The following is a 20,189-nucleotide window of genomic DNA, read 5'->3' on the forward strand; positions in this document are numbered from 1 at the left end:
CCTTGCTCGACCGCCGGATCAGCGGTAAATATTTTTTCCATTTCCCCTCTATCCAGCCGCCCCCGCTTGGATTGAAAATGGCGCTGCGGGCTAGCCCCGATAACAACAACCTTCCCTCCGTGCCATCATGTCCGAATATAACCCTTGCCTTGACTGCGGCGCTTGCTGCGGGTACTTCCGTGTGTCCTTCTTCTGGGGCGAATGCCAGTCTTCCGGGGGCGTTGTGCCGGACGACCTGGTGGTACAGATCAACCCCACCCGCGTTGCCATGATTGGCACCGACGCCAAGCCTAGCCGCTGCATCAGCCTGCAGGGCGAGATTGGCCAGCAGGTGGCGTGCAGCATCTACGCCAACCGCTCCAGCCCCTGCCGCGAGTTCGAGGCGTCGTGGGTGGGTGGGGTGCACAACCCCAGCTGCGACGATGCGCGGGCCGCGTATGGGCTGCCACCGCTGACTCCGCCGGAGGCCAACGAGCCGCATTGGCCGGATGATGGGGCCGAGGTGGCCTGAATCATACGGGGTGCCTGGGTGGGCGCGGCCTTGTGTCGCGATGGGCTGCGTAGCAGCCTCGGGATGCCTGAACCGTGCGCTTGACGTTAAACTGTCATCTCCCCAGCAATGGACAGGAGATCCGGCGTGACCCCACCCCGCAGTTTCCCCAGTGACCTCTGCCTCGACAGCCCGCGCCTGCAATTGCGCCCTATGCGCCATGCCGATGCTGCGCAGTGGCTGGCGATCATGGCCGACCCCGAGGTCATGCGTTATTGGCACCATGCCCCCTGGCAAAACCTGGCCGAAGCCGAAAGCGCCCTGGCCGCCGACCGCGAAGCCTATGCCAATGGCGACCAGCTCAAGCTCGGCATGTACCGACGTGACAACGGCGAACTGATCGGCATGGTTCAGCTGTTCAACATCGACGATGTCTCCCGCCGTGGCGAGATCGGCTACTGCCTGGCAAGTGCGGTGCAAGGCAGGGGCTACATGGACGAAGCTTTGACCTGCTTCATCGACTACCTGGCGCACACCCTGCACATGCGCCGCCTGGAAGGTGAGATCGACCCCCGTAACCAAGGCTCGGCACGCACCCTGGAGCGCCAAGGCTTCGTGCTCGAAGGCACGTTGCGGGCACGTTGGTGCGTAGCCGGCGAGCTATCGGACTCGGGTATTTACGGTTTGCTGCTGGAACCGCCGGTTGCCTGACCGGGTTATCGGTACAGTGCAGGTTTGGAAGCGGGGCAGGGCCTGGGTTATGGTCACAGCCTGTTCCGTTTCCCCCAGGTGCCCCCCTTGCCCGTTTTCTACCTGAGCGTCAGCCTGCTGCTGTATTTGCTCGCACTGTTTTTCGATGGCGCGCTGATGAGCGGCGAGCGCTACATGCCGGCTTTGCAGATGTTGTTGTATGGGCCGTGGGGTGTGCCCTTCGGCTTGTACCAATGGTTTGCCAACCCGCTGCTGGCGCTGGCGGTTCTTGCCCATCGGCGTTTTCGCCGGTTGGCACTGCTGGCAGGGTTGGTTGCGCTGTACCTGGCAGCGAGCAGCTTCGGAATTGACCGTTTGCCAGACAACCAGAGCTACGAGTTCCATGACCTGACCGGCTTCGGTGCTGGCTTTTACCTGTGGCTGACAGCGATGCTGGTGTTCTGTGCGGGCCAGGCCTGGCATTGCTGGAAGGCACGCAGCGCCAGTGACATGCCTGGCTGGACGTGGCTCGATGTGGTGTTGATCGCGGCGTTGGGTGTGGCGTTCTATGCGGCGACGCAGATGCCAACATTGCGCTTCGAGCCTGGCAAGGTATTGATGCCGCCAGAGCAGCCGCAGACGCTTTGATGCCCACAGGAGGTTCGGCATGATCAAGCATTACCTGGCGGGGCCATGGCGCAGCTGGAGGTTGGCTCCTGTGTGATGGACATGAGCCGTGACCGCGCAGCGGAGCTGGAGCGGGTGCTCAGCCTGGGGCATTGAGGTTGCCTGTTCCGGCCTCTTCGCGGGTAAACCCGCTCCTACAGGAGTGCGCAAGGCTTGAGGCCCATGCGGTCGAGGTGGGAGCAGGCTTGCCGGCGATGGGGCCGCGGAGCGGCGCCGTTTCTACTTGCGCGGTTCGCGCAGTGCTCGGGCCTTGAGGTATTCGCGCACTTCCACTGCATCCCCAGCAAATTCGATACGCTCTGCCTTCGCATCGCGTTGGTAGGCGTACATCGGGTCGTAGTACTCGTTCAGCAAGCCTTCGATCCAGCCCCGGTGCAGGTCTACCGCGCCACTGCGCTGCTGCTCTTCCAGGGCTTCGCGGAGGATCTCGGACAAGCGCTGGTAGCGCTCGCCCCCTAAACGCTTGTAGATATTGGCCATGCTCTGCAGCATGCGCTCGGCAAACAGCTGGCGGCCGTGTTCTTCGCCATGCACGCTGACGAACTCGGCGCTGAGGTTGATCACATAGTCGCGCAGGATGCGCTCAACACGGTTGGCGAAGCTGTCTTCCAGCCACACCAGCGGGTACTGCTGCATGCCCTGGTACAGCTCAAGCGGCACCGTGCAACTGCCTACGATGCGGCCTTCATCCTCCAGCACGAACTGCTCGATGCCCCGGTCGCGCTTTTTCAGAACGTCGATGGCCAGCTGGTTTTCAAAGTCGATCTGCGCCGGCTGCGCAGTGGCGCGCTTGCCAAAGCTGGAGCCGCGATGGTTGGCGTGGCCTTCGAGGTCAAGCACATTACCCAGCTGGTGCAGCACCTCGGTCTTGCCGGTGCCGGTCAAGCCGCCGACCAGCACGAAATCGCATTGCGCCACTGCCTGCTGGGTGGTTTCCAGCAAGAAGGTACGCATGGCCTTGTAGCCGCCTTTGACGCGTGAGTACTGGATGCCCGCCTCATCGCGCAGCCAGCCTTGCACGATCTGCGAGCGCAGGCCGCCACGGAAGCAGTACAGGTAGCCCTCAGGGTGAGCCTGGGCGAACGCTGCCCAGGCCTCCAGGCGTACCTGCTTGGTGGTGCCGCTGACCAGTTGGTGGCCCAGGGCGATGGCCGCAGCCTGGCCCTGTTGCTTGTAGCAGGTGCCGACTTTTTGCCGCTCCTGGTCGTTCATCAGCGGCAAGTTGACCACGCCGGGGAAGGCACCTTTGGCAAATTCGACCGGGGCGCGCATGTCCATCATCGGCACGTCGTCGAGAAACAGCTGGCGGAAGTCGGTGCAGTCGGGGCGCATCAGACCACCTCGACCGCGTGGCGCTGTCGCTCGACCAGTTGGCCGATTGGCGACAGTTGCAGGCCCAGCTCGCTGGCCATCGCCAGGAACTCGGCTTCACCCTCCGGGGTAACCGCCACCAGCAGGCCACCGCTGGTCTGCGGGTCGCACAGCAGGTGCTTCTGATCGTCGCTGAGGGCGCCGATCTTGTGGCCGTAGCTGTCGAAGTTGCGCAGGGTGCCGCCGGGTATGCAGCCCTCGGCCAGGTAGTGGTCGACGCTGGGCAGGCGCGGTACGGCGGTGTAGTCCAGGTGCGCGGTGAGGCCACTGCCTTCGGCCAGCTCCACCAGGTGGCCGAGCAGGCCGAAACCGGTGACATCCGTCATGGCCTTGACCCCATCGAGCTTGCCGAAGCGGCTGCCGGGGGTGTTGAGGGTACACATCCAGTCGCGGGCCAGGCCTTGGTCCTGGGCGCGCAGCTTGGCCTTTTTCTCGGCGGTGGTGAGGATGCCAATGCCCAGCGGCTTGGTCAGGTACAGGCGGCAGCCTGCAGTGGCTGTGTCGTTGCGCTTGAGGTGGCGCTTGCTGACCACGCCGGTGACGGCCAGGCCGAAGATGGGTTCGGGGGCGTCGATGGAGTGGCCGCCGGCCAGCGGGATGCCGGCTTCGGCGCACACTGCACGGCCACCCCGGATCACTTCGCGGGCTACTTCCGGCGGCAGCACGTTGACCGGCCAGCCGAGGATGGCAATGGCCATCAGCGGGTCGCCGCCCATGGCGTATATGTCACTGATGGCGTTGGTGGCGGCGATGCGGCCGAAGTCGTACGGGTCATCGACGATTGGCATGAAAAAGTCGGTGGTCGAGACCACGCCGCGCTCGTCGTCCAGCGCGTAAACGGCAGCATCGTCGCGCGAGGCGTTGCCAACCCACAGCTTCGGGTCCAGGGCCTGGGCGCCGCTTTCGGCGAGGATGACATCCAACACCTTGGGGGAGATCTTGCAGCCACAGCCGGCACCATGGCTGTACTGGGTCAGGCGAATCGGCGCGCTCATGTGTACCTCGGCAGGTCAATTTGTTGCGCGATTGTAGCAAAGCTGGCCTTTGCGCCTGCGCCTCTTATAATTCCCGTTGTCGGCGCATAGCCGGCCTTTCCCCGCTATTGAACCGGAGAACACCCATGCTCAAACGCCCCTTGGCGCTCGCCGCCGGCCTCGTGCTGTCTTGCTGTGCCGTTGTCGCCCAGGCCGCTGACACCCTGCGGGTCAGTGCCATCCCTGACGAAGCGCCAACCGAACTGCAGCGCAAGTTCAAGCCGTTGGGTGAGTACCTGGCCAAGCAGCTGGGCATGGACGTGAAGTTCGTGCCGGTAGCCGACTACCCGGCAGTGGTCGAATCGTTGGCCTCCGACCGCCTGGACCTGGCCTGGCTGGGTGGTTTCACGTTCGTTCAGGTGCACCTCAAGGACCCGACCGCCACGCCGCTGGTACAGCGTGAGCAGGATGCGCAATTCACCTCTAAGTTCATCACTGCCAACCCCGACGTGAAGAGCCTGGCCGACCTCAAGGGCAAGTCGTTTGCCTTCGGTTCCATCTCGTCAACTTCGGGCAGCCTGATGCCGCGTTACTTCATGCTCAAACAGGACAACATCAAGCCTGAAGACTACTTCAGCCGCGTTGCCTACTCGGGTGCCCATGACGCTACCGTAGCCTGGGTGCAGGCCGGCAAGGTCGATGGCGGCGTGCTCAACGCCAGTGTCTGGCAGAAGCTGGTGGATGCCGGCAAGGTCGACACCAGCAAGGTCAAAGTGTTCGCCACCACCCCGACCTACTACGACTACAACTGGACCGTGCGCGGCAACATGGCCCCGGCGCTGAAAGACAAGATCAAAAAGGCCTTCCTCGACCTCGACCCGGCCAACCCGGAGCACAAGGCGATCCTCGACCTGCAGGCCGCCAGCCGCTTCATCGAGACCAAGCCTGAAAACTACGCGGGCACCGAGCAGGCGGCACGCGAGGCCGGCCTGCTCAAGTGACGTCTACAGTAGCTTCCAGCGTGGCTATCCAGCTGCACGGGGCGGGGCTGCGGCATGGCCAGGTGCGTGCGCTTGACGCGGTTTCCCTGCGCATCGGCCAGGGCGAGCGCGTGGCTATCATCGGGCCTTCGGGGGCGGGCAAGTCCAGCTTGCTGCACCTGATGGCCACCGCCATCCAACCTAGCAGCGGGCGCCTGGAGCTGCTCGGCGAGCAGCCGTGGGCGTTGTCGGCCAGTGCACGCCAGCGCCTACGCGCGCGCGTGGGCCTGGTGCACCAAGCACCGCCCTTGCCGCCACGCCAGCGGGTAGTCACGGCAGTGCTGGCCGGCCGCCTGGGGCAGTGGGGCGTGCTGCGAGGCTTGCTCAACTTGCTGTACCCCAGCGATGTGCCGGGGGCCCGGCAGGTGTTGGCCGAGCTCGGCCTGGCTGACAAGTTGTTCGTGCAGTGTGCTCAATTGTCTGGTGGCCAGCTGCAGCGGGTGGGCATTGCCCGCGCGTTGTACCAGCGGCCGCAGCTGCTGTTGACCGACGAGCCGGTGTCGGCCATGGACCCGGTGCTGGCCGACCATAGCCTGGCCTTGCTCAACCGCCACGCCCAGGCCAATGGCGTGACCCTGGTGGCGAGTTTGCATGCCGTGGAGATGGCATTGGCGCACTTCCCGCGGGTAATCGGTATCCGCGAAGGGCAGGTGGCGTTCGACTGCCCGGCGCAAGCGGTGACCGAGCAATTGCTGGATGCGCTGTACGCCAATGAACAACTGCCCTCGCCGCCAAGCCAGGGCCCGACCCTGACTGTGCAGATACCGCGATGCTGAAGCGTGATGCCCGCGACCCGGCCTTGTTGCCGCGGTTGCTGCTGGCCTTGCTGGCCGTGGCCGTACTGTGGCCGGGTATTCGGTTGAGCGAGCTGAACCCCTGGGTGCTGCTGCAGGCGGAAAACCGGCAGCAGATTGCCAGTTTCACCCGCGCGTTCTGGCCGCCGGCACACGCTGCCGATTTTCTTTCGCTGTTGTACGAAGCCACCTTGCAGACCCTGGCCGTGGCCACTGCCGGCATGGCGCTGGCGTTGTTGCTGGCGGTCCCTACCAGCCTGTTGGCCAGCCGAGCCTTGTCGCTGCGTGCTGCCTCGCGTGGCGGGCGGCCCGGGTTGTGGTCACGGTTGTTGCGCCTGCCGGTACGCGGGTTGCTGATTTTCCTGCGTAGCGTGCCGGAGATTGTTTGGGCACTGTTGTTCGTGCGCGCCGTGGGGCTGGGGCCGACGGCGGGCGTGCTGGCCATCGCCATCACCTACAGCGGCATGCTGGGCAAGGTCTACGCCGAAATTTTCGAGTCGGTCGACCAGCGCCCGGCCCATGCCTTGTTGCAGGCTGGCAGTGGCCGACTGGCGGCATTTCTCTACGGCATTTTGCCGAATGCTGCACCCGAAGTGGTGTCCTACACCGTGTACCGCTGGGAGTGTGCGGTGCGGGCTTCGGTGGTGATGGGCTTTGTCGGTGCTGGCGGGCTGGGGCAGCAGATCGACCTGTCGATGCGGATGTTTGCCGGTGCAGAAGTGGCAAGCATGCTGCTGACATTCCTGCTGCTGGTGATCCTGGCCGACCTGCTCAGCCGCTTGTTGCGCTGGAGGCTGGCATGAACCGGGCAATCAACTTGTTGCTGCTGGGCGCCATCGTGGCGGCAGTGCTGGCTTCGTTCGCCTACCTGGAGCTAGACCTGCAAGCCGTGGTCAGCAACGGTGGGTTGGGGCAGATGGGCGAGTACGCCGGGCGCTTCCTGCACCCGGACCTGTCTGCCGGGCACCTGAAGGCGGTGTGGCATGGGGCGCTGGAGACCCTGGCTATGTCTGGCCTGGGTACGTTGTTGGCGATGGTCCTGGGGATGTTGTTGGCACTGCCGGCGGCCGGTCGCTTCGGTTGGCCGTTACAGGGCGCAGCGCGGTTGCTGCTCAATGCCCTGCGCGCCATTCCAGAGCTGGTATGGGCAGCGCTGACGGTGCTGGCGGCTGGGCTTGGGCCGAATGCCGGTACCCTGGCGTTGGCGCTGCACACCGCTGGCGTGCTGGGGCGGCTGTTTGCCGAGGCCCTGGAGAATGCGCCAGTGGAGCCAGCGGCGGCGATCCGTTTGCAGGGTGGTAGCCAAGTGGCGGCGTTCTGCTTTGGCACCTTGCCTAACCTCTGGCCGCAGTTACTGGCCTATAGCTTGTACCGTTGGGAGAACAACATCCGCATGGCCAGTGTGCTGGGCTTTGTCGGGGCGGGCGGGTTGGGGCAGATGCTGTACACCACCTTGAGCCTGTTCCAGGAGGCCCAGGCCAGCACGGTGATCATCGGCATGCTGGTGCTGGTGTTGCTGGTGGATGCGTTGAGTGATGTGTTGCGCCAGCGCTATGTGCGGGCCTGACACAACCTCGGCACATTGCGCCTCCCAAGGCGCTGAGTCTGGGCGAAAAGCCTCGAATTGACACTGTTTTGCAAGTCATTCGTGCCTTGGGCGTCGACCTTCTCGATCAGCCTCATGCCGTGCCCCGTTAGCTGAGCACCTGCTTCATCTGTACCAATGCCACCCGCGTGCCATCCCACGCCTGCCGTTCCTCGATGCCGAACGGCACAAAGCCCAGCTGTGGATAAAGCAGCAAGCCTGCGGTGTTGTGGTTGAAGCATGACACCCAAACCTCCCGGGCAGCGTATTGCTGGCGGGCGAGGTCGATCATGGCGGTTACCAGGTAGCGGGCCACGCCCTGGCCGCGGGCGGCTGGGGCCACGACGACATTGCCCAGGGCGCACACGCCACCGTGTTCGGTTTTGTAGAAGTTGGCGAAGGCCAACACCGAGCCGTTGCTTTCGACTACCGAGGAGCCGCTGCGCTGGGCGATGGCATCGCTTAGCTGGGCGGGGTTTAGAGGGGAGGTGGCTTTGGGGAACATGTAGAACAGCTCGTCCGGGCTCTGCGGGAAGCTGCAGATCGCCGGGATGTCGTCGGGCTGTACCGGGCGGAGGGTCAGGTGCATGGCAAATCCTTATGTACTGGCACGTTTGGCAGTGACGCTTGCAGGTCACTGCCGACCCGTGATCTTTACCGGGATGGACGCCGTGATCAACTACTGCACCGGATCACTCATCGGCTTGGCAATGATGGCCTTGAGTTCGCTGGTCATCGGGAATTCAAGGTTCAAGCCTTTAGGCGGAATCGGCTGTTCGAACCAGCGCTGGTAGATGGTGTTGATTTCGCCCGAACTGTACAGCTCGCCCAGCGACGCGTTCACCAGCGCGAGGAACTGCGGGTCATCCTTGCGCACCATGCAACTATAGATTTCCCGCGACTGCTCTTCCCCCACCACCACCCAGTTGTGCGGGTCGCGGGCCTTGGCGCGTTCGCCGTAGAGCAGCGCATCGTCCATGTAGAACGCCGCCGCCCGACCGGATTGCAACATCTGGAAGGCTTCACCGTGGTCCTTGGCACTGATCACGGACATGTCCATCTTGTGATCGACGTTGTAGCTTTTCAGATAGCGTTCGTTGGTGGTGCCAGCGGTGGTGACCACATTCTTGCCGCGCAGGTCGGCAAAGCGCTTGATCCCGCTGTCTTTGGCCGTCAGCAACTGACCTTTGACATAGATGAACCCATAGGAAAACGCCACCTGCTTCTGCCGTTCGGCGGTGACGCCGGTCGAGCCGCACTCGAGGTCAACGGTACCGTTCTGCACCAGCGGAATGCGGGTTTGCGATGTCACCAGGTTGTACTTCACCTTGAGCTGGGGTAACGCCAGCTTCTGCTGGACCCGCTCGACGACCTTGCTCGCCAGGTCTACCGAGTAGCCCATGGGTTGGCCTGAGTGATCGCCCACGTAGGAGAACGGCACTGAAGCATCGCGATAGCCCAGGGTGATGCTGTTGTTTTTGGCAATCTTGCTCAAGGTAGGCCCAAGCGCTGCTTCGTCAGCATGGGCCTGAGTACCTAGCAAAAGGGCAAGGGTGCAGCCGATCAACGTGATTTTTTGCATTGTTGTTCTCCGTTGTGGGTAACTGGGTCAGCGACGTGCCGCGATCACGGATATTTCCACCAACACTTGCGGGCGCGCCAGTGCGGCCTGCAAGGTGGTGCGACTGGGTGCCTGGCCGGGCGACAACCAGGCAGACCAGACGTCGTTCATCGCTGCGAAATCGTTGTCGATGTCCTTCAGGTAGATGGTCGCGCTGAGCAAGTGGTCTTTGTCGCTGCCCGCTTCGGCCAGCAATACATCGATTTTTTCCAGTACCTGCACCGTCTGGCTGGCGGCATCGGTGGCGTCACCCGGCACCTGGCCGGAGACGAACACCAGCTCGCCAAAGGTCACGGCAGCGGACAAGCGGGGGTTGGGCTGAATGCGCTCAATGGTCATCGGGTGATCCTTTCAGGGGGGGAGGGGTCAGGCTGCACGGGGCGTAAAGCCCTGTAGGTCGATGGAGGGGCGACGCTGGCCGATCAATTCGCTCAGCACGCATGCGCTGGCGCAGGCCAGGGTGAAACCCAGCGCACCATGGCCAAGGTTCAGCCACACATTGCGATACGCCGTTGCGCCCAGCAGCGGCACGCCGCTGGGGGTCGCCGGACGCATGCCGGCCCATTCGATGGCCTGGTCGTAGTCACCGGCCTGGGCGAAAGTCTCGCGCGCCTGGCGTTTGAGCAGGGCCAGGCGCTTGGGGGCCAGCGATGGATCGAAACCGACGATGTCGACCATCGCCGCCACCCGCAACTGCTCACCGATCCGGGCGTAGACGATCTTGCGGTCATAGTCGGTGATGCTCAGGTCCGGCGCCCGGTGCTGGGCGCCGATCGGTACTGTCAGGCTATAACCCTTTAGCGGATACAGCGGCAGGTCGACCCCGGGCAGCGCCAGCAACGGGCTGCGATGGCCGGCGGCAATGACCAATTGCTCCACCGGCAGCACTTCGTCGCCCAGTTCAATAGCACTCGCCACGCCATGCGCATGACGAATTCCGGTCACGCCCTGGCCCAGGCGGAACTGGCAACGTCCCGATGCCTGCAAACGCGCCGCCAGTTGCTGGCAAAAGCCGTGGCAGTCACCGACTTCTTCATCCGGGGTATAGATGGCGCCGACGAAGGGCGCCTCCGCCAGCGCCGGGTCCAGGCGGGCGCAGTCAGCGTGCGACAGCACCTGTTGTTGCTGGGGGGCGGCAAGGCTCTTGCGCGCATGTTCGAAGCTGCTGGCCTGGCGAAAGGTGACCAGCTTGCCGTTGCGCCGCCAGTGGAAACCGTCCAGGCCATCCTCTTCACGCCAGGTTTGCAAGGTGGACTGGCTCAACAGCGCGAGGCGCAACAAATGGCCTGCGTTGGTGCGGTTGACTGAGGTGCGGCAAGCCCCGAGGAATGATGCCATCCATCGCCACTGTGCCGGATCGAATCGCGGCCGCAGCCTCAGCGGTGAGTCACCGCGCAGCATCCAGCCAATGGCCTGCAATGGCACGCCAGCATCGGCCAGGGGCGCCACGTAGCGATAGGACAACTGGCCGCCGTTGGCGAAGCTGGTTTCACTGCCCAGTGAATCGCGCGCCTCGACGAGCGTCACGTCAAGCCCATCGCGCACCAGCGCGTAAGCCGTTGCCAGGCCAATCACGCCACCGCCGATGATGCATACATGCTGAGCCATGTCAGTCCTTAAGCGTTGTTGGAACGAGCTCGAGGTTAGGGCCTGGTGACAGGTGGCGAAAAATGAATAAAGATCGCTAAGCCATAAACAAAGGTTATAGGTTTGCCATGCGCCTTCGCCATATCGAGATTTTTCAGGCCATTCGCCAGACCGGCTCGGTCAGTGCTGCCGCGCAGTTGCTGCACGTTTCCCAGCCTGCCGTGACCAAGGTGCTGCAACATGCCGAGCAGCAACTGGGCTTCCCGTTGTTTCTGCGGGTGCGTGGCAAACTGCAGCCCACGCCTGAAGCGCTGGAGCTGGAGCGTGAGGTCGACAAGGTCACGGAGAGCCTGCAAGGGGTGCGACGCCTGGCGCAAAGCCTGCGCCGTGAGCCAGGCCACAGTCTGCGGATCGGAGCGACCCCGGCACTGGCTCTGTCGTTGCTGCCGCCGGCCATTCATGAGTGGACCCAGCGTTATCCAGACATCGCCTGCGAGCTGTCCAGCGCTCACAGTCGCGAACTGGTGCAGAACTTGCTGATGCGTGAGATCGATGTTGCCTTGACCCTGCAACAGCCCGATCACCCCGCGCTCAAGGCCCAGGCACTGGCCAGCGGGGTGTTGGTGGCGTTGGCTCCGGCGGGTTATTGGCCGTTGGAGGATGAAGGTAAGCCGCTGCCGTTGATGGCCCTGGCCGATGCGCCCTTGATCGGGCTGTCCAGCGCCGACCCGCTGTCGGTCCGCCTCGACAGCTACCTCAAGGCAGTAGAGCCGCCGCCGCGGGTGCGCATCGCGGTGCAAACCTATTCACTGGCCAGAGCGATGGTGGAATCCGGTGCGGGGCTGGCGGTGATCGACCCCTTCACCGCGCTTGGCGCGGCGCCTGGGGCGACCGCGATTCGTCCGCTGGCCCCGGCGCTGGCGATCACCTTGTACGCGGTGACCCGCAATGCCGAACCGCCACCGCATACCCTGAGCGAACTGCTGACCCTCTTCAGCAGCCGTGCGCAGGGGCAACTGGATCGTTGGCGCTGATTGGAAACTGAAAACGCAGGCACAAAAAAACCGACCATAAGGTCGGTTTTTTCTGGATTTTGGTGCCCCGATGGGAACTCGTAGTTTAAGTTATCTCGTTGAATTAATTGAGCTATTTTTGAAGTATATAAGAATGTGTACGGATAATTTAATATTTGGCATGCTTTTTGATTTTTGTGGCGTTTAATGCTTTTTCTTGGCGCTGGATGGTAGATCATCCGACAAACGGATCCATAGTTGGCATACCTTATATTCGATTAGTCAGAATGAAATAGCAGTTTGTTATAAGTGATTAGAGTTTTTCAGTTTTTGCTCTGATTACTCACGTTCCAAGTTTCTAGCGTCAGCCGTTACAGCATCCATTATACCTACTAGCTCACGCTCTAAATCAGGTTCGAAACGCTGTAAGTAAGCAGATATTGCTTCGTTGCGAAGGAGTCTCGATAAGTAACCTTTGGCTACAACCAGAACTAGCATGGTTTCGCCCAATGTATCTTCAACCAGTCGGTAGTCGTGATACAGCCTCTCCATTTCTCTTTCCATTTTTATAATATTTTCGGCGGATACTCCTTCAGTTGAGTTTTTAGAATCCGTTAAATCCTCAGGCCTAGTAGCAGTTAACACCATTTGTGCATAACGGCCCGTATAGCAATTCGCCGAAATCATCATCTCTGCAACCTCAATTTGGCGCATCGGCTTCATTTTTCGCAATATTTGGAACACTGGTTGCCCAACCATTCGCGTTTTCAGTAGATCTATGACCTCGGGTGCTATGCCCTTTAAAAGGTTTTGACGCACTCTGATACGATCAATGTTTACATTGAGGACCTCGGCAATTCTTTCGGCTGACACACCTCTGTCGATTGCTTGGATGATCATCTTGCTTTCTTGGATTGGTGTCAGTCTATTTATCTGCCTGTTGTACGTGAATCCTTCGTCGTCTGTTGAAAGTAAGCAGAGTGCGTGTTCTGCTCCAAGCTGTTTTAATGCAGATAGCCGCAGGTGGCCATCAAGAATTAAGTATTTTGGTGGTTGCTCGGCTGACCTAACTGGCTCATGGTGAACGGCGAGCGGCTCAATAACCCCAAGTTCTCGAATTGATGCCAGAATTGAGAGGTATTTGGGAGTGCCGAGAGCGTTTGGTTGAACTATTCTAGAAGGTAGTAGCTGCGATAAGGAAATGGTTATTAATCTGCTATCGAACGCATTTTTTACCTCGCTCATGCTTCCCCCTTAACTCGTACGGCTAAGACTTGTGGCATGTCTTCAATCCCTTCACTTTTCAATAAAGAGCAGAAATATTCGTCTGAGAGGAGCTTTCTCAATGCAGTGACTACGAACAGCAGGCGTTGCTCGCCGATGTCAGCTTTTTTTACCATAAGCCTTTGCCTGCGAACCTCCGACTGATAAGCATTTAAGAGTTGGCGTGAAGTAGTTATTTTTTCGGGTCTTTTCTGATGGTTGAAACATTTTCCGGTGGCGCGTCGATTGTCAATCAAGCGACGAACTTTCATTAGCTGCTCGCCCTTTAAGAGACCATTTTCGTATGCCTCAAGCATTGCGGCCTGAATTACAGTGTCATCAGAGCGTGCAACTGTTATAGCAATCTTAATTGGTAACCAGCCTTTTTCCACGGCGCTAATTAGCCGTTCTTCTCCCTGTCGTAATAGGATGAGAATTCCGCCGATGTAGTGAGGGTCTAGACAGGTTTTTTGAGCGATTTGCTTGGTGGAATAACCTCGGTCATGTAGTGAGCTTATTGCTGCCAAGAGGTCGCGATTTGAATGCTTTCTTCTAGCTAAATTCTCAACTAGACTGATCAAGTACCTGTCGGCCTCGCTGGCTGTTATGATGACGCAAGGTATGTTTAGTTCTCCGAGCACTTTGAAAGCCTCGAATCGCCCCTGGCCGCACACAAGATCATAGCCTGAGTCGGTTCGAACTACAGTTATTGGTCTTTTTAAGCCCAAGTTCGCAATATTTTCTACCAGTCTTGCAAAAACTTTCTTGTTTCGTTGTCGTGGGTTGATAACCCTTATTGACTCAACGGGAATTTTTTCAATCGCTGAGGCTCGGGCGACGTGCAGCGTCAATGGCGTCTCTTGAGGGGCGTTCATTATGCCGCGCTCAACAAGCTGAATCGTTTGCTTAGCGTGGACAAGATTTCCAAATTTTCAAAACGATAGAGTTCCAACTCGCGAGGATTAGTGTCGCCAAGTCTAAGATTAGGGGCGACTAAATCAATCATTGGGAAAAGGTAGTAATCTAGAATTTCTGTTTCGCCGGGTAGCATGCGGACAGCAACGGTAATGTCCGGGAAGAGACTAAAATCAAAGCGCACCTGCCAGCGTCGGCGCCCGGTAGCTACTTGTAGGCAGCGACAGAGCACAACGGAAACAGTAAACTCCTCGTTCACCAGTATCAGTTGTGTATTAGGATCTACGGAAATTCGACCACCTACAGCCTCAATTTTTTGTAGGGTATCAGAAAGGATTGCGGGGAATCGTTCGCGTAGATGTCGATTGGCCTCTATGTATCCATAATCTCTTGCGGGTTCGTATCCGATTAATCGGTAACTATCAATAAGGCTTCCGAAACGTTTTCTATAACAGCTGCTTGAGGGCAGATCTTCCTGTTCATCTATAATAAGACCTGATAGGCAGCCCCTTTGTTGAAATAAGTCCTTCAAGCTTGAGAGCATTTCCTCATTGGACCAAAACCGTGCGCGAGCTTGGATGATAGCTTGGGCAGCAATGAATAGGGAGTGATCAACTATCGCTGGGAATGCGGCGTCTGCCCGGATCCATTCATTCGTAGGGTTTGCCGTGCGCGGCATCTTAAGCTTTGCTGATGTATGGTTCCATACATTGTTCCCTATGTATTTTTCGTTGACTAGTATTTGATGAACTACTCCACGTGTCCATGGCCTATTTAAGTCGGTGAGCATGCCGCGTTTGTTTAGTTTGTCGGCGATCTCTTTTTCGGTTAGCGCTTTTTTTATGAATGAGTTGTATATTTCTAAAATGACTTCTTGCTCAGGGATCGGGCCGGGAGTGAGAACTACCCTATCAGTTTGAAGGCTTTTGTATTCTTTGTAGCTTAGGGTTGCTTTGGGTTTTCCTGTTTGATCTATCAATTGGCGGCGCAAGCCATATCCTGCAGCGCCGCCTTGCCGGTAACCTAGTTGAATTAAACGAGACTGTCCGGCAAATACTTTTACAGAAAGCTCCCGGCTGTATTCTCCAGCCATCATTCGCTTAACGCTTTTGATTATGCTGGATACAGGAGAGCCATCATTGACAAATTGTTCCGCGCAGTATTCTACTCGCACTCCCGCCTGCCGGCAGCGTACTTCATAGCTTGCACTGACATCAGGGTCTTGAAAACGCCCCCAGCGGCTTACGTCATAAACGAGAACAGTCGAAAAATCATTATGTTTAAATTCTACGTCCGATAGCAGGTGCTGAAGCGCTTCGCGCCCTTCTAGACTGAGTCCACTTTTCCCAGAGTCCGTGTAAATTTTTACAATGTTAAGGTTATGTGTCTGCGCATAGATTTTGATGGTATCCAATTGGTTTTCTGTAGAATATTGCTGGTGCTCCGTCGACATCCGGACATAAGCTGCCGCCTTATTATTAGCTTCTGCGCTAAACGATTTGACCTGTCGCATTGGCGGACCTATCTGGTGGTTTTCTGCCACACCGGTACAGAAATGGCAGGCTTGCGGTATGCCTTTCTGTAATCATCAAATAATAAATTTAGGAAGTGGAGGTGGAAAAATGATCGCGAAAATGGGCATTTCATTTCCTCTTAGCACAGATGTCTATGCTCACGCTTTAGCATCCGCGCTTTTGGATGAGCTTGGAGCATCGCATCGTGCTATAAAAACGCTGCGAAACTGGACTAGTGCGAGTGAGAGAACTGCAAAAAATTGGCTGGCTGGTACCAATGGCCCTAGCGGTCTGCATTTGATAGAGATCATGAGGCACTCTGATACGGTCCTTCATACCGTGCTTGAGTTGGCGCAAAGGAAATCCATGGTTGCTGGAGTCCTGCTACCTGCCTTGAGGCAGCGCTTGCTTGACACTGCTGAGCTGATTGATGCATGCCTTGGCCCTAGCTCGCACCCATCAAGTCACGAGGGTTGAGATGGTAGGTGGGAGGTACGTCGAGCAGTTACAGGTAGCTATCCCAAGACGCCTAGCGGCCTTGCTCCGAGGCTTGATATCGCCTTTGATAGTTGGAAGTTCCTGCTGTGCACTTTAGGATCTTGATGATTAAGGTAGGTGCAGGGCATGAAACGAACCGTGGAAGGCATGGCGTTAGCTGGCGAACCGCTTTTGCAGCAGGCGCTAGGAGCAATCAGAGCTCACCGCAGAGCCGTCGAGCGTGGAGCTCCTGAGGATGAAATTGACAGACTGCGTCTTATGGCAGATTCGCTTTTTCAGACAGTCGTGGACTACCAACTTTTTAAAGCTGGCGGTCTGTCGGAATCGATCCACTAAGGAGCATGATGGTAAATGCCCAATACGCCTGTAATCCTGTACCCAGATCATCCTGCGTACAATCATGCTGTAGAAGCCATGCGTCGCTGGCAGGAAGCGAAGGATGCCGGAGCACCTGCCGTGGAGGTGGAGCGATTGAGGCAGGTCGCAGAGTCAATGTTCCAGTCTGTCACAGACTATCAGCTTCGAGCTTTTGGGTTACGTGGTGGTCCTGTGCATTGAGCGGGCCGTAGAGGAGCGGGGGCTTCACATCGCTTTCTATGTCAAGTCAGCCAAGTCCTCTCCATCCGTTGCTCAATCAAGCGTATCGTTAGTAGGTAGTAATAGCGGGTGGACGCTGAGTGACGCGTTAAGTGATGAGCCCAGATCCACACGATATGCTTCCGCTTCCAATTCCACGGATTTTCTTTCCCCCATCGATCGTAAATCGCTGCTTGGATAGCTATTGCCTGCCTGATATGCCTATTGCGCGTTACCTGAGCGCCGCGTAGAACGCCTGCAAGGAAGACTGACATGTCAAATGACTTAGCCACGTACGCCTCCTATGTAGGCCGCTACAACATCGATTCGTCCATGCCCTAGCTCAAGGCTAATTTGTTTGCGCGCTAGGTGATCCAGTTGGCGATTCGTCATTGAGAGCGACCCACCGTTGACGGGGGCAGACTGTCCTGTGATTTTTACGTAGCGCTCGCAAGCATAAGCAGCTCGTAATTCGTGAAGACCTTTTAGGTTGTACGCCTGGAGGATACAGCGAGCAGGGCGGAAGATTTTCTGCAATACATCCAGGTAGCTTTCGTTTGGCGCAATCAGGTTGCGGCTACCCGCAGGCGAAATCTGGCGTGCAAACTCAAGTGCATCTCGAACATGGCCGTCTACCGGAATCCAACGCGGCGCCGAGGCACCGGCGCGACCGCCTTTGGTGCCATCCTGAATGTTAAGCCTTCCTAGATCATCAGCCTCACGGCTAAGCCGTGGCAGGTCAGCCAAGATGGCCTCACGCAAGCGCATGCCGGTGGCTCGCGCCAACAGAACAAGCGCGGCGGCGCGTTGATGATGTTGGCTGCAAAGTGCATTGACGATCTGCTTAACCTGTTCACGGTCTTGGCCCTGCGGCACCGAATGACGGACCCCGGTGCGCTGCATGCCCAACGCCTTGCTCGGGTTGGGCAATTTCACGTACTGATCACCGCGAAGCGCTGCCATGGTCCTGTTAACGCTAGATAGCCGGTTTTGTGCGGTGCTGACGGCGAGGTCACCGCGGCCAACCAGGTCGTGCAGATACGCGGCATATTCGGCCAACACCTTCCGATCAATCTGCCGCGCATCATTGATACCGGGCCCCTGTTCGGAGCGGCACCATTTGACGAATGCCTGCCACCGATCACAGTGCGCCTTGACCGTGCCGTAGTGGCCACCACCAAACATGTCTTTCAGCGCCTGCGGCCCTGCGTAACTCAATTGCCTGCCGTAACCGAAATTGCGGCCATCGCGTTTACCTACCAATGCCATGTCGATCACCTCATCGCCGCTTCTCCAATCCTCGCCCCACGTCATCCCGCCAAGAGTGCTGAGTGTTATCAGGGATCAAGGCCCCTGCGACCTGTGGGGATGTCCTCTAACGCGGGACCGGCGGCTCCTTACGACCAAGAGCAAGGGCATCTCATGATCTGGCCTCCTGAGCACCGTTACCGGTGGGCGGGTGGAGGCTGCATTGGCTGACGAGACCAGCGCCGCGAGATCTTGAGCCAGGTGCAAGCAGCAATGCGATGACCGGGGCGTGCCTGACTGTCAGTCAGATGCAGTCCATTCCTTGGTCTGCGGCACCATCATCTGCATGGCTGTTGCTGGTGACATCGGCGTTTGTCACGCCGATTGTCACGAGGTAAGTTGCCGCAAAGCCAAATGCGATGAGGGCTGCAGCAGTGCTAGAAGCGCCCGTCTCTTTCCACAGGAGAAAGAGACGGGCGCAGGTTGGCGCAGGATTCGGCCAAGCGGATAGGTTGCTGCAGGGCAGCGAGGTACGGAGTATCTGGCGCACGAGCGCTATATGTGTAAGAGCATCCATCACCGGGGAGGTGACCGGGCGAGCTGCCGGACGCGAATCGCCATTTGGGGGGAAGAGCCACCGCAGGAGCGGCGTGACCTTGAAGGCTCGGGTCACCTGGGGTGCTGTCAACGACAGCCTTTGCACTGTCTTTTCTACGCCCGCAATGCGAGAGGGTCAAGCGATGTGTCCCGCATGGCTTCGCGGTTGAAATGATAATGGGCGGGTACGGAATCCCATGGCTCCCAGTGCCAGATGTGGTGCCTTTGATCTTTTTAGGTAAGGTCCATCCAAACAGGGCGGCTTCGCAGCCCTGTTTGGATGGACCCGCGAACAAAGCAAAGTCGGTGCAAATCTTGCGGCAGAACTATCGCTGAAGTGAGCCGCGTTGTCCTTCCATTCCATTGGGACCAAAACTGATGGCGTTAATCTCCAAGAGTGCTGTCGCCTTGTGCGATAGGAATTGGTTTACCCTCGCGTCAAGCTGGTCTCGCAGATCCAGGGTCATTCCTTCACGGAGTGCATCAAGGTAATCAGCGTACCACTGCATCATGATTCGCCTCTGTGTCATGTAAAGGGCTTGGTTGTATTCGCCAGCTATACCGCCCTCGACATGGGCAAGCTGGCTCTCAACGTGATCCTTCAGCCAGCCATGCTCCCGGAGGAGCGTGCTCGCTGTGTGACGAACTCCGTGGCTGACTAGCCGGCCCTGATAGCCAATTTTCACGAAGACTAGATTTATAGTGTTTTCACACAGCACAGCACGTTTGTTGCCATTGCCCGGAAACAGGTAGCGACTGCGCCCGGTTAGTCGGTGAAGCTCAACCAACTTCGCAACGAGCTGATGGGGTAGGGGAGTGACGTAATCTCGGCGCATCTTCATACGCTCTGCGGGAACTGTCCACGTTCCCTCCTCAAAATCGATGTCTTCCCAAGTCGCGTAGCGAACCATACCGGGGCGAGCAGCAGTCAGTATTGCCATCCAAGCAGCTACCCGCGCGGGTAAGCGGCTAGTGGTTCTACTTAGTGCTTGGAGAAATTCTGGGAGCTCGTTTTCGTGCAGGTGAGGATAGTGCAGAGTGGGAGGAGGAGCGAGGGCGATCGTGTGGAGCTCTGACGCTGGATTGTGTTCGCACAATCCGCGAGCAATTGCCTGACTGAAAATCTGCTTGAGCCAAGTCCGTGCTTTGTCGGCGACATTGAACGCGCCACGCTTTTCGATGCTTGCCTGTAATCGTGCGCAGTCAGCCCGCGTGATTTCTTCCAATTGCTTCGAACCCAATGCTGGAATGAGGTCCTTGTCTAGGTAGTCACGAATCTTCTTCAGCGTCGCCTGAGCGCGGCCAGAGTCGGCTTTGAACTGATACCAATATTCGGCTGCACGTTTGAATGTGTTGAGTCCGGTTTCTCGTTTCTCACGTTTATCTGCCCGAGCCTTAGCGCCTGGGTTGATGTCGCTTTTCACGAGTCGGCGGCACTCTGCGGCCTTGTCACGAGCTTCCTGCAGCGACACTACCGGCCAGACACCAAGTGACATTTTCATCGCTCGACCACGGTAGGTGTACCGAAAATGCCAATACTTGCTTCCGTTTGGGTGAACCAATAGGCCAAGACCCGAACTATCACCAAGCATGTACTGCTTGTCGGTCGGCTTGGAACCTTTGATCTGCAAGGCTGTGAGCGGCATGTCTGTACACCTCCAATTCTCGAACTGGAATCTGTACAGAAAATGTACCAAAAAGAGAGTGGCTGACAAGAGACGGGGGC

At 58.4% G+C, this 20,189-nt stretch carries 20 protein-coding genes and 1 pseudogene; 10 read left to right on the forward strand and 11 right to left on the reverse strand.

Going from position 1 to position 20,189, the window contains the following annotated elements:
• The first annotated feature begins 127 nt into the window (after positions 1-127).
• The 3 genes from DV532_RS04280 to DV532_RS04290 all read left to right on the forward strand — a co-directional run bounded on the left by DV532_RS04280 (position 128) and on the right by DV532_RS04290 (position 1,828).
• Positions 128-511 carry a YkgJ family cysteine cluster protein gene (locus DV532_RS04280; protein ID WP_056795713.1) on the forward strand — a complete coding sequence of 128 codons (384 nt, stop codon included), beginning with the start codon at positions 128-130 and terminating at the stop codon, positions 509-511.
• Between the two features lie 126 nt (positions 512-637).
• Positions 638-1,201 carry a GNAT family N-acetyltransferase gene (locus DV532_RS04285; RefSeq protein WP_008093840.1) on the forward strand — a complete coding sequence of 188 codons (564 nt, stop codon included), beginning with the start codon at positions 638-640 and terminating at the stop codon, positions 1,199-1,201.
• 87 nt (positions 1,202-1,288) lie between these two features.
• Complete coding sequence (locus tag DV532_RS04290; RefSeq protein WP_056796705.1) at positions 1,289-1,828, forward strand: hypothetical protein; 540 nt, start codon at positions 1,289-1,291, stop codon at positions 1,826-1,828.
• Between the two features lie 258 nt (positions 1,829-2,086).
• Here the strand turns inward: DV532_RS04290 and mnmH are convergent, their stop codons facing one another.
• Positions 2,087-3,199, reverse strand: a complete 1,113-nt coding sequence (gene mnmH, locus DV532_RS04295; RefSeq protein ID WP_056795716.1) for a tRNA 2-selenouridine(34) synthase MnmH — start codon at positions 3,197-3,199, stop codon at positions 2,087-2,089.
• Entirely contained in the window at positions 3,199-4,233 is a 1,035-nt protein-coding gene (gene selD / locus DV532_RS04300; protein WP_056795718.1) for a selenide, water dikinase SelD, read from the reverse strand. Before selD ends, mnmH begins: the two co-directional genes overlap by 1 nt.
• Positions 4,234-4,358: 125 nt before the next feature.
• On the opposite strand from selD, the gene DV532_RS04305 reads away from it, so the two are divergent.
• From DV532_RS04305 to DV532_RS30825, 5 genes and pseudogenes are all read left to right on the forward strand, one after another.
• A complete protein-coding gene (locus DV532_RS04305) occupies positions 4,359-5,213 on the forward strand; it encodes a putative selenate ABC transporter substrate-binding protein (RefSeq protein ID WP_056795720.1) in 855 nt (284 codons plus the stop codon).
• 20 nt (positions 5,214-5,233) lie between these two features.
• The gene (locus DV532_RS04310) at positions 5,234-6,028 is read left to right on the forward strand and encodes a phosphonate ABC transporter ATP-binding protein (RefSeq protein ID WP_056795722.1); all 795 of its coding nucleotides are present in this window, start codon (positions 5,234-5,236) and stop codon (positions 6,026-6,028) included.
• Positions 6,022-6,849 carry an ABC transporter permease gene (locus DV532_RS04315; protein ID WP_056795725.1) on the forward strand — a complete coding sequence of 276 codons (828 nt, stop codon included), beginning with the start codon at positions 6,022-6,024 and terminating at the stop codon, positions 6,847-6,849. Before DV532_RS04310 ends, DV532_RS04315 begins: the two co-directional genes overlap by 7 nt.
• The gene (phnE, locus tag DV532_RS04320; RefSeq protein ID WP_056795728.1) at positions 6,846-7,613 is read left to right on the forward strand and encodes a phosphonate ABC transporter, permease protein PhnE; all 768 of its coding nucleotides are present in this window, start codon (positions 6,846-6,848) and stop codon (positions 7,611-7,613) included. Before DV532_RS04315 ends, phnE begins: the two co-directional genes overlap by 4 nt.
• Before the next feature lie 26 nt (positions 7,614-7,639).
• Positions 7,640-7,744: pseudogene (locus DV532_RS30825) on the forward strand (transcriptional regulator); the annotation flags it as partial.
• On the opposite strand, the gene DV532_RS04330 reads toward DV532_RS30825, so the two are convergent.
• The 4 genes from DV532_RS04330 to DV532_RS04345 all read right to left on the reverse strand — a co-directional run bounded on the left by DV532_RS04330 (position 7,741) and on the right by DV532_RS04345 (position 10,860).
• Positions 7,741-8,220 (reverse strand): GNAT family N-acetyltransferase, encoded by a 480-nt coding sequence (locus DV532_RS04330; protein ID WP_056795732.1) that lies wholly within the window; start codon positions 8,218-8,220, stop codon positions 7,741-7,743. The pseudogene DV532_RS30825 and the gene DV532_RS04330 overlap by 4 nt on opposite strands.
• A 90-nt stretch (positions 8,221-8,310) precedes the next feature.
• A complete protein-coding gene (locus DV532_RS04335; protein WP_056795735.1) occupies positions 8,311-9,213 on the reverse strand; it encodes a transporter substrate-binding domain-containing protein in 903 nt (300 codons plus the stop codon).
• A 27-nt stretch (positions 9,214-9,240) separates the two neighbouring features.
• Complete coding sequence (locus tag DV532_RS04340) at positions 9,241-9,591, reverse strand: RidA family protein (protein ID WP_056795738.1); 351 nt, start codon at positions 9,589-9,591, stop codon at positions 9,241-9,243.
• A gap of 27 nt (positions 9,592-9,618) precedes the next feature.
• On the reverse strand, positions 9,619-10,860 hold the full coding sequence (locus tag DV532_RS04345; RefSeq protein WP_056795741.1) for a D-amino acid dehydrogenase: 1,242 nt from the start codon (positions 10,858-10,860) through the stop codon (positions 9,619-9,621).
• A 107-nt stretch (positions 10,861-10,967) separates the two neighbouring features.
• On the opposite strand from DV532_RS04345, the gene DV532_RS04350 reads away from it, so the two are divergent.
• The gene (locus tag DV532_RS04350) at positions 10,968-11,873 is read left to right on the forward strand and encodes a LysR family transcriptional regulator (protein ID WP_056795745.1); all 906 of its coding nucleotides are present in this window, start codon (positions 10,968-10,970) and stop codon (positions 11,871-11,873) included.
• Positions 11,874-12,191: 318 nt separating this feature from the next.
• Here the strand turns inward: DV532_RS04350 and DV532_RS04355 are convergent, their stop codons facing one another.
• Genes DV532_RS04355 through DV532_RS04365 form a run of 3 tightly spaced genes read right to left on the reverse strand, consistent with a single transcriptional unit; the run spans position 12,192 to position 15,543 of the window.
• Entirely contained in the window at positions 12,192-13,097 is a 906-nt protein-coding gene (locus DV532_RS04355) for a plasmid partitioning protein RepB C-terminal domain-containing protein (RefSeq protein WP_056795748.1), read from the reverse strand.
• Entirely contained in the window at positions 13,094-13,990 is an 897-nt protein-coding gene (locus DV532_RS04360; protein ID WP_056795751.1) for a ParB/RepB/Spo0J family partition protein, read from the reverse strand. The genes DV532_RS04355 and DV532_RS04360 overlap by 4 nt, the downstream gene beginning before the upstream one ends.
• Positions 13,990-15,543: a recombinase family protein gene (locus tag DV532_RS04365; protein WP_082476747.1), complete on the reverse strand. Its 1,554-nt coding sequence runs from the start codon at positions 15,541-15,543 to the stop codon at positions 13,990-13,992. The genes DV532_RS04360 and DV532_RS04365 overlap by 1 nt, the downstream gene beginning before the upstream one ends.
• Positions 15,544-16,168: 625 nt before the next feature.
• Between DV532_RS04365 and DV532_RS04375 the strand changes: the two genes are divergently transcribed.
• Positions 16,169-16,378, forward strand: a complete 210-nt coding sequence (locus tag DV532_RS04375) for a hypothetical protein (protein WP_056795758.1) — start codon at positions 16,169-16,171, stop codon at positions 16,376-16,378.
• A gap of 525 nt (positions 16,379-16,903) precedes the next feature.
• Here the strand turns inward: DV532_RS04375 and DV532_RS04390 are convergent.
• Positions 16,904-17,887 (reverse strand): integrase domain-containing protein, encoded by a 984-nt coding sequence (locus DV532_RS04390; RefSeq protein ID WP_056796707.1) that lies wholly within the window; start codon positions 17,885-17,887, stop codon positions 16,904-16,906.
• Positions 17,888-18,789: 902 nt separating this feature from the next.
• A complete protein-coding gene (locus DV532_RS04400; protein ID WP_056795761.1) occupies positions 18,790-20,109 on the reverse strand; it encodes an integrase arm-type DNA-binding domain-containing protein in 1,320 nt (439 codons plus the stop codon).
• Between the last annotated feature and the right edge of the window lie 80 nt (positions 20,110-20,189).

The sequence above is a fragment of the Pseudomonas sp. Leaf58 genome (assembly GCF_003627215.1).
In the GTDB taxonomy this organism is placed as follows: domain Bacteria; phylum Pseudomonadota; class Gammaproteobacteria; order Pseudomonadales; family Pseudomonadaceae; genus Aquipseudomonas.

Excerpts from the sequence above, each read along its gene's own strand:
- DV532_RS04280 (WP_056795713.1), top strand. The coding sequence starts at position 128 with ATGTCCGAATATAACCCTTGCCTTGACTGCGGCGCTTGCTGCGGGTAC.
- mnmH (WP_056795716.1), bottom strand. The coding sequence starts at position 3,199 with ATGCGCCCCGACTGCACCGACTTCCGCCAGCTGTTTCTCGACGACGTG.
- selD (WP_056795718.1), bottom strand. The coding sequence starts at position 4,233 with ATGAGCGCGCCGATTCGCCTGACCCAGTACAGCCATGGTGCCGGCTGT.
- DV532_RS04305 (WP_056795720.1), top strand. The coding sequence starts at position 4,359 with ATGCTCAAACGCCCCTTGGCGCTCGCCGCCGGCCTCGTGCTGTCTTGC.
- DV532_RS04315 (WP_056795725.1), top strand. The coding sequence starts at position 6,022 with ATGCTGAAGCGTGATGCCCGCGACCCGGCCTTGTTGCCGCGGTTGCTG.
- phnE (WP_056795728.1), top strand. The coding sequence starts at position 6,846 with ATGAACCGGGCAATCAACTTGTTGCTGCTGGGCGCCATCGTGGCGGCA.
- DV532_RS04330 (WP_056795732.1), bottom strand. The coding sequence starts at position 8,220 with ATGCACCTGACCCTCCGCCCGGTACAGCCCGACGACATCCCGGCGATC.
- DV532_RS04335 (WP_056795735.1), bottom strand. The coding sequence starts at position 9,213 with ATGCAAAAAATCACGTTGATCGGCTGCACCCTTGCCCTTTTGCTAGGT.
- DV532_RS04340 (WP_056795738.1), bottom strand. The coding sequence starts at position 9,591 with ATGACCATTGAGCGCATTCAGCCCAACCCCCGCTTGTCCGCTGCCGTG.
- DV532_RS04345 (WP_056795741.1), bottom strand. The coding sequence starts at position 10,860 with ATGGCTCAGCATGTATGCATCATCGGCGGTGGCGTGATTGGCCTGGCA.
- DV532_RS04350 (WP_056795745.1), top strand. The coding sequence starts at position 10,968 with ATGCGCCTTCGCCATATCGAGATTTTTCAGGCCATTCGCCAGACCGGC.
- DV532_RS04355 (WP_056795748.1), bottom strand. The coding sequence starts at position 13,097 with ATGAGCGAGGTAAAAAATGCGTTCGATAGCAGATTAATAACCATTTCC.
- DV532_RS04360 (WP_056795751.1), bottom strand. The coding sequence starts at position 13,990 with ATGAACGCCCCTCAAGAGACGCCATTGACGCTGCACGTCGCCCGAGCC.
- DV532_RS04365 (WP_082476747.1), bottom strand. The coding sequence starts at position 15,543 with ATGCGACAGGTCAAATCGTTTAGCGCAGAAGCTAATAATAAGGCGGCA.
- DV532_RS04375 (WP_056795758.1), top strand. The coding sequence starts at position 16,169 with ATGAAACGAACCGTGGAAGGCATGGCGTTAGCTGGCGAACCGCTTTTG.
- DV532_RS04390 (WP_056796707.1), bottom strand. The coding sequence starts at position 17,887 with ATGGCATTGGTAGGTAAACGCGATGGCCGCAATTTCGGTTACGGCAGG.
- DV532_RS04400 (WP_056795761.1), bottom strand. The coding sequence starts at position 20,109 with ATGCCGCTCACAGCCTTGCAGATCAAAGGTTCCAAGCCGACCGACAAG.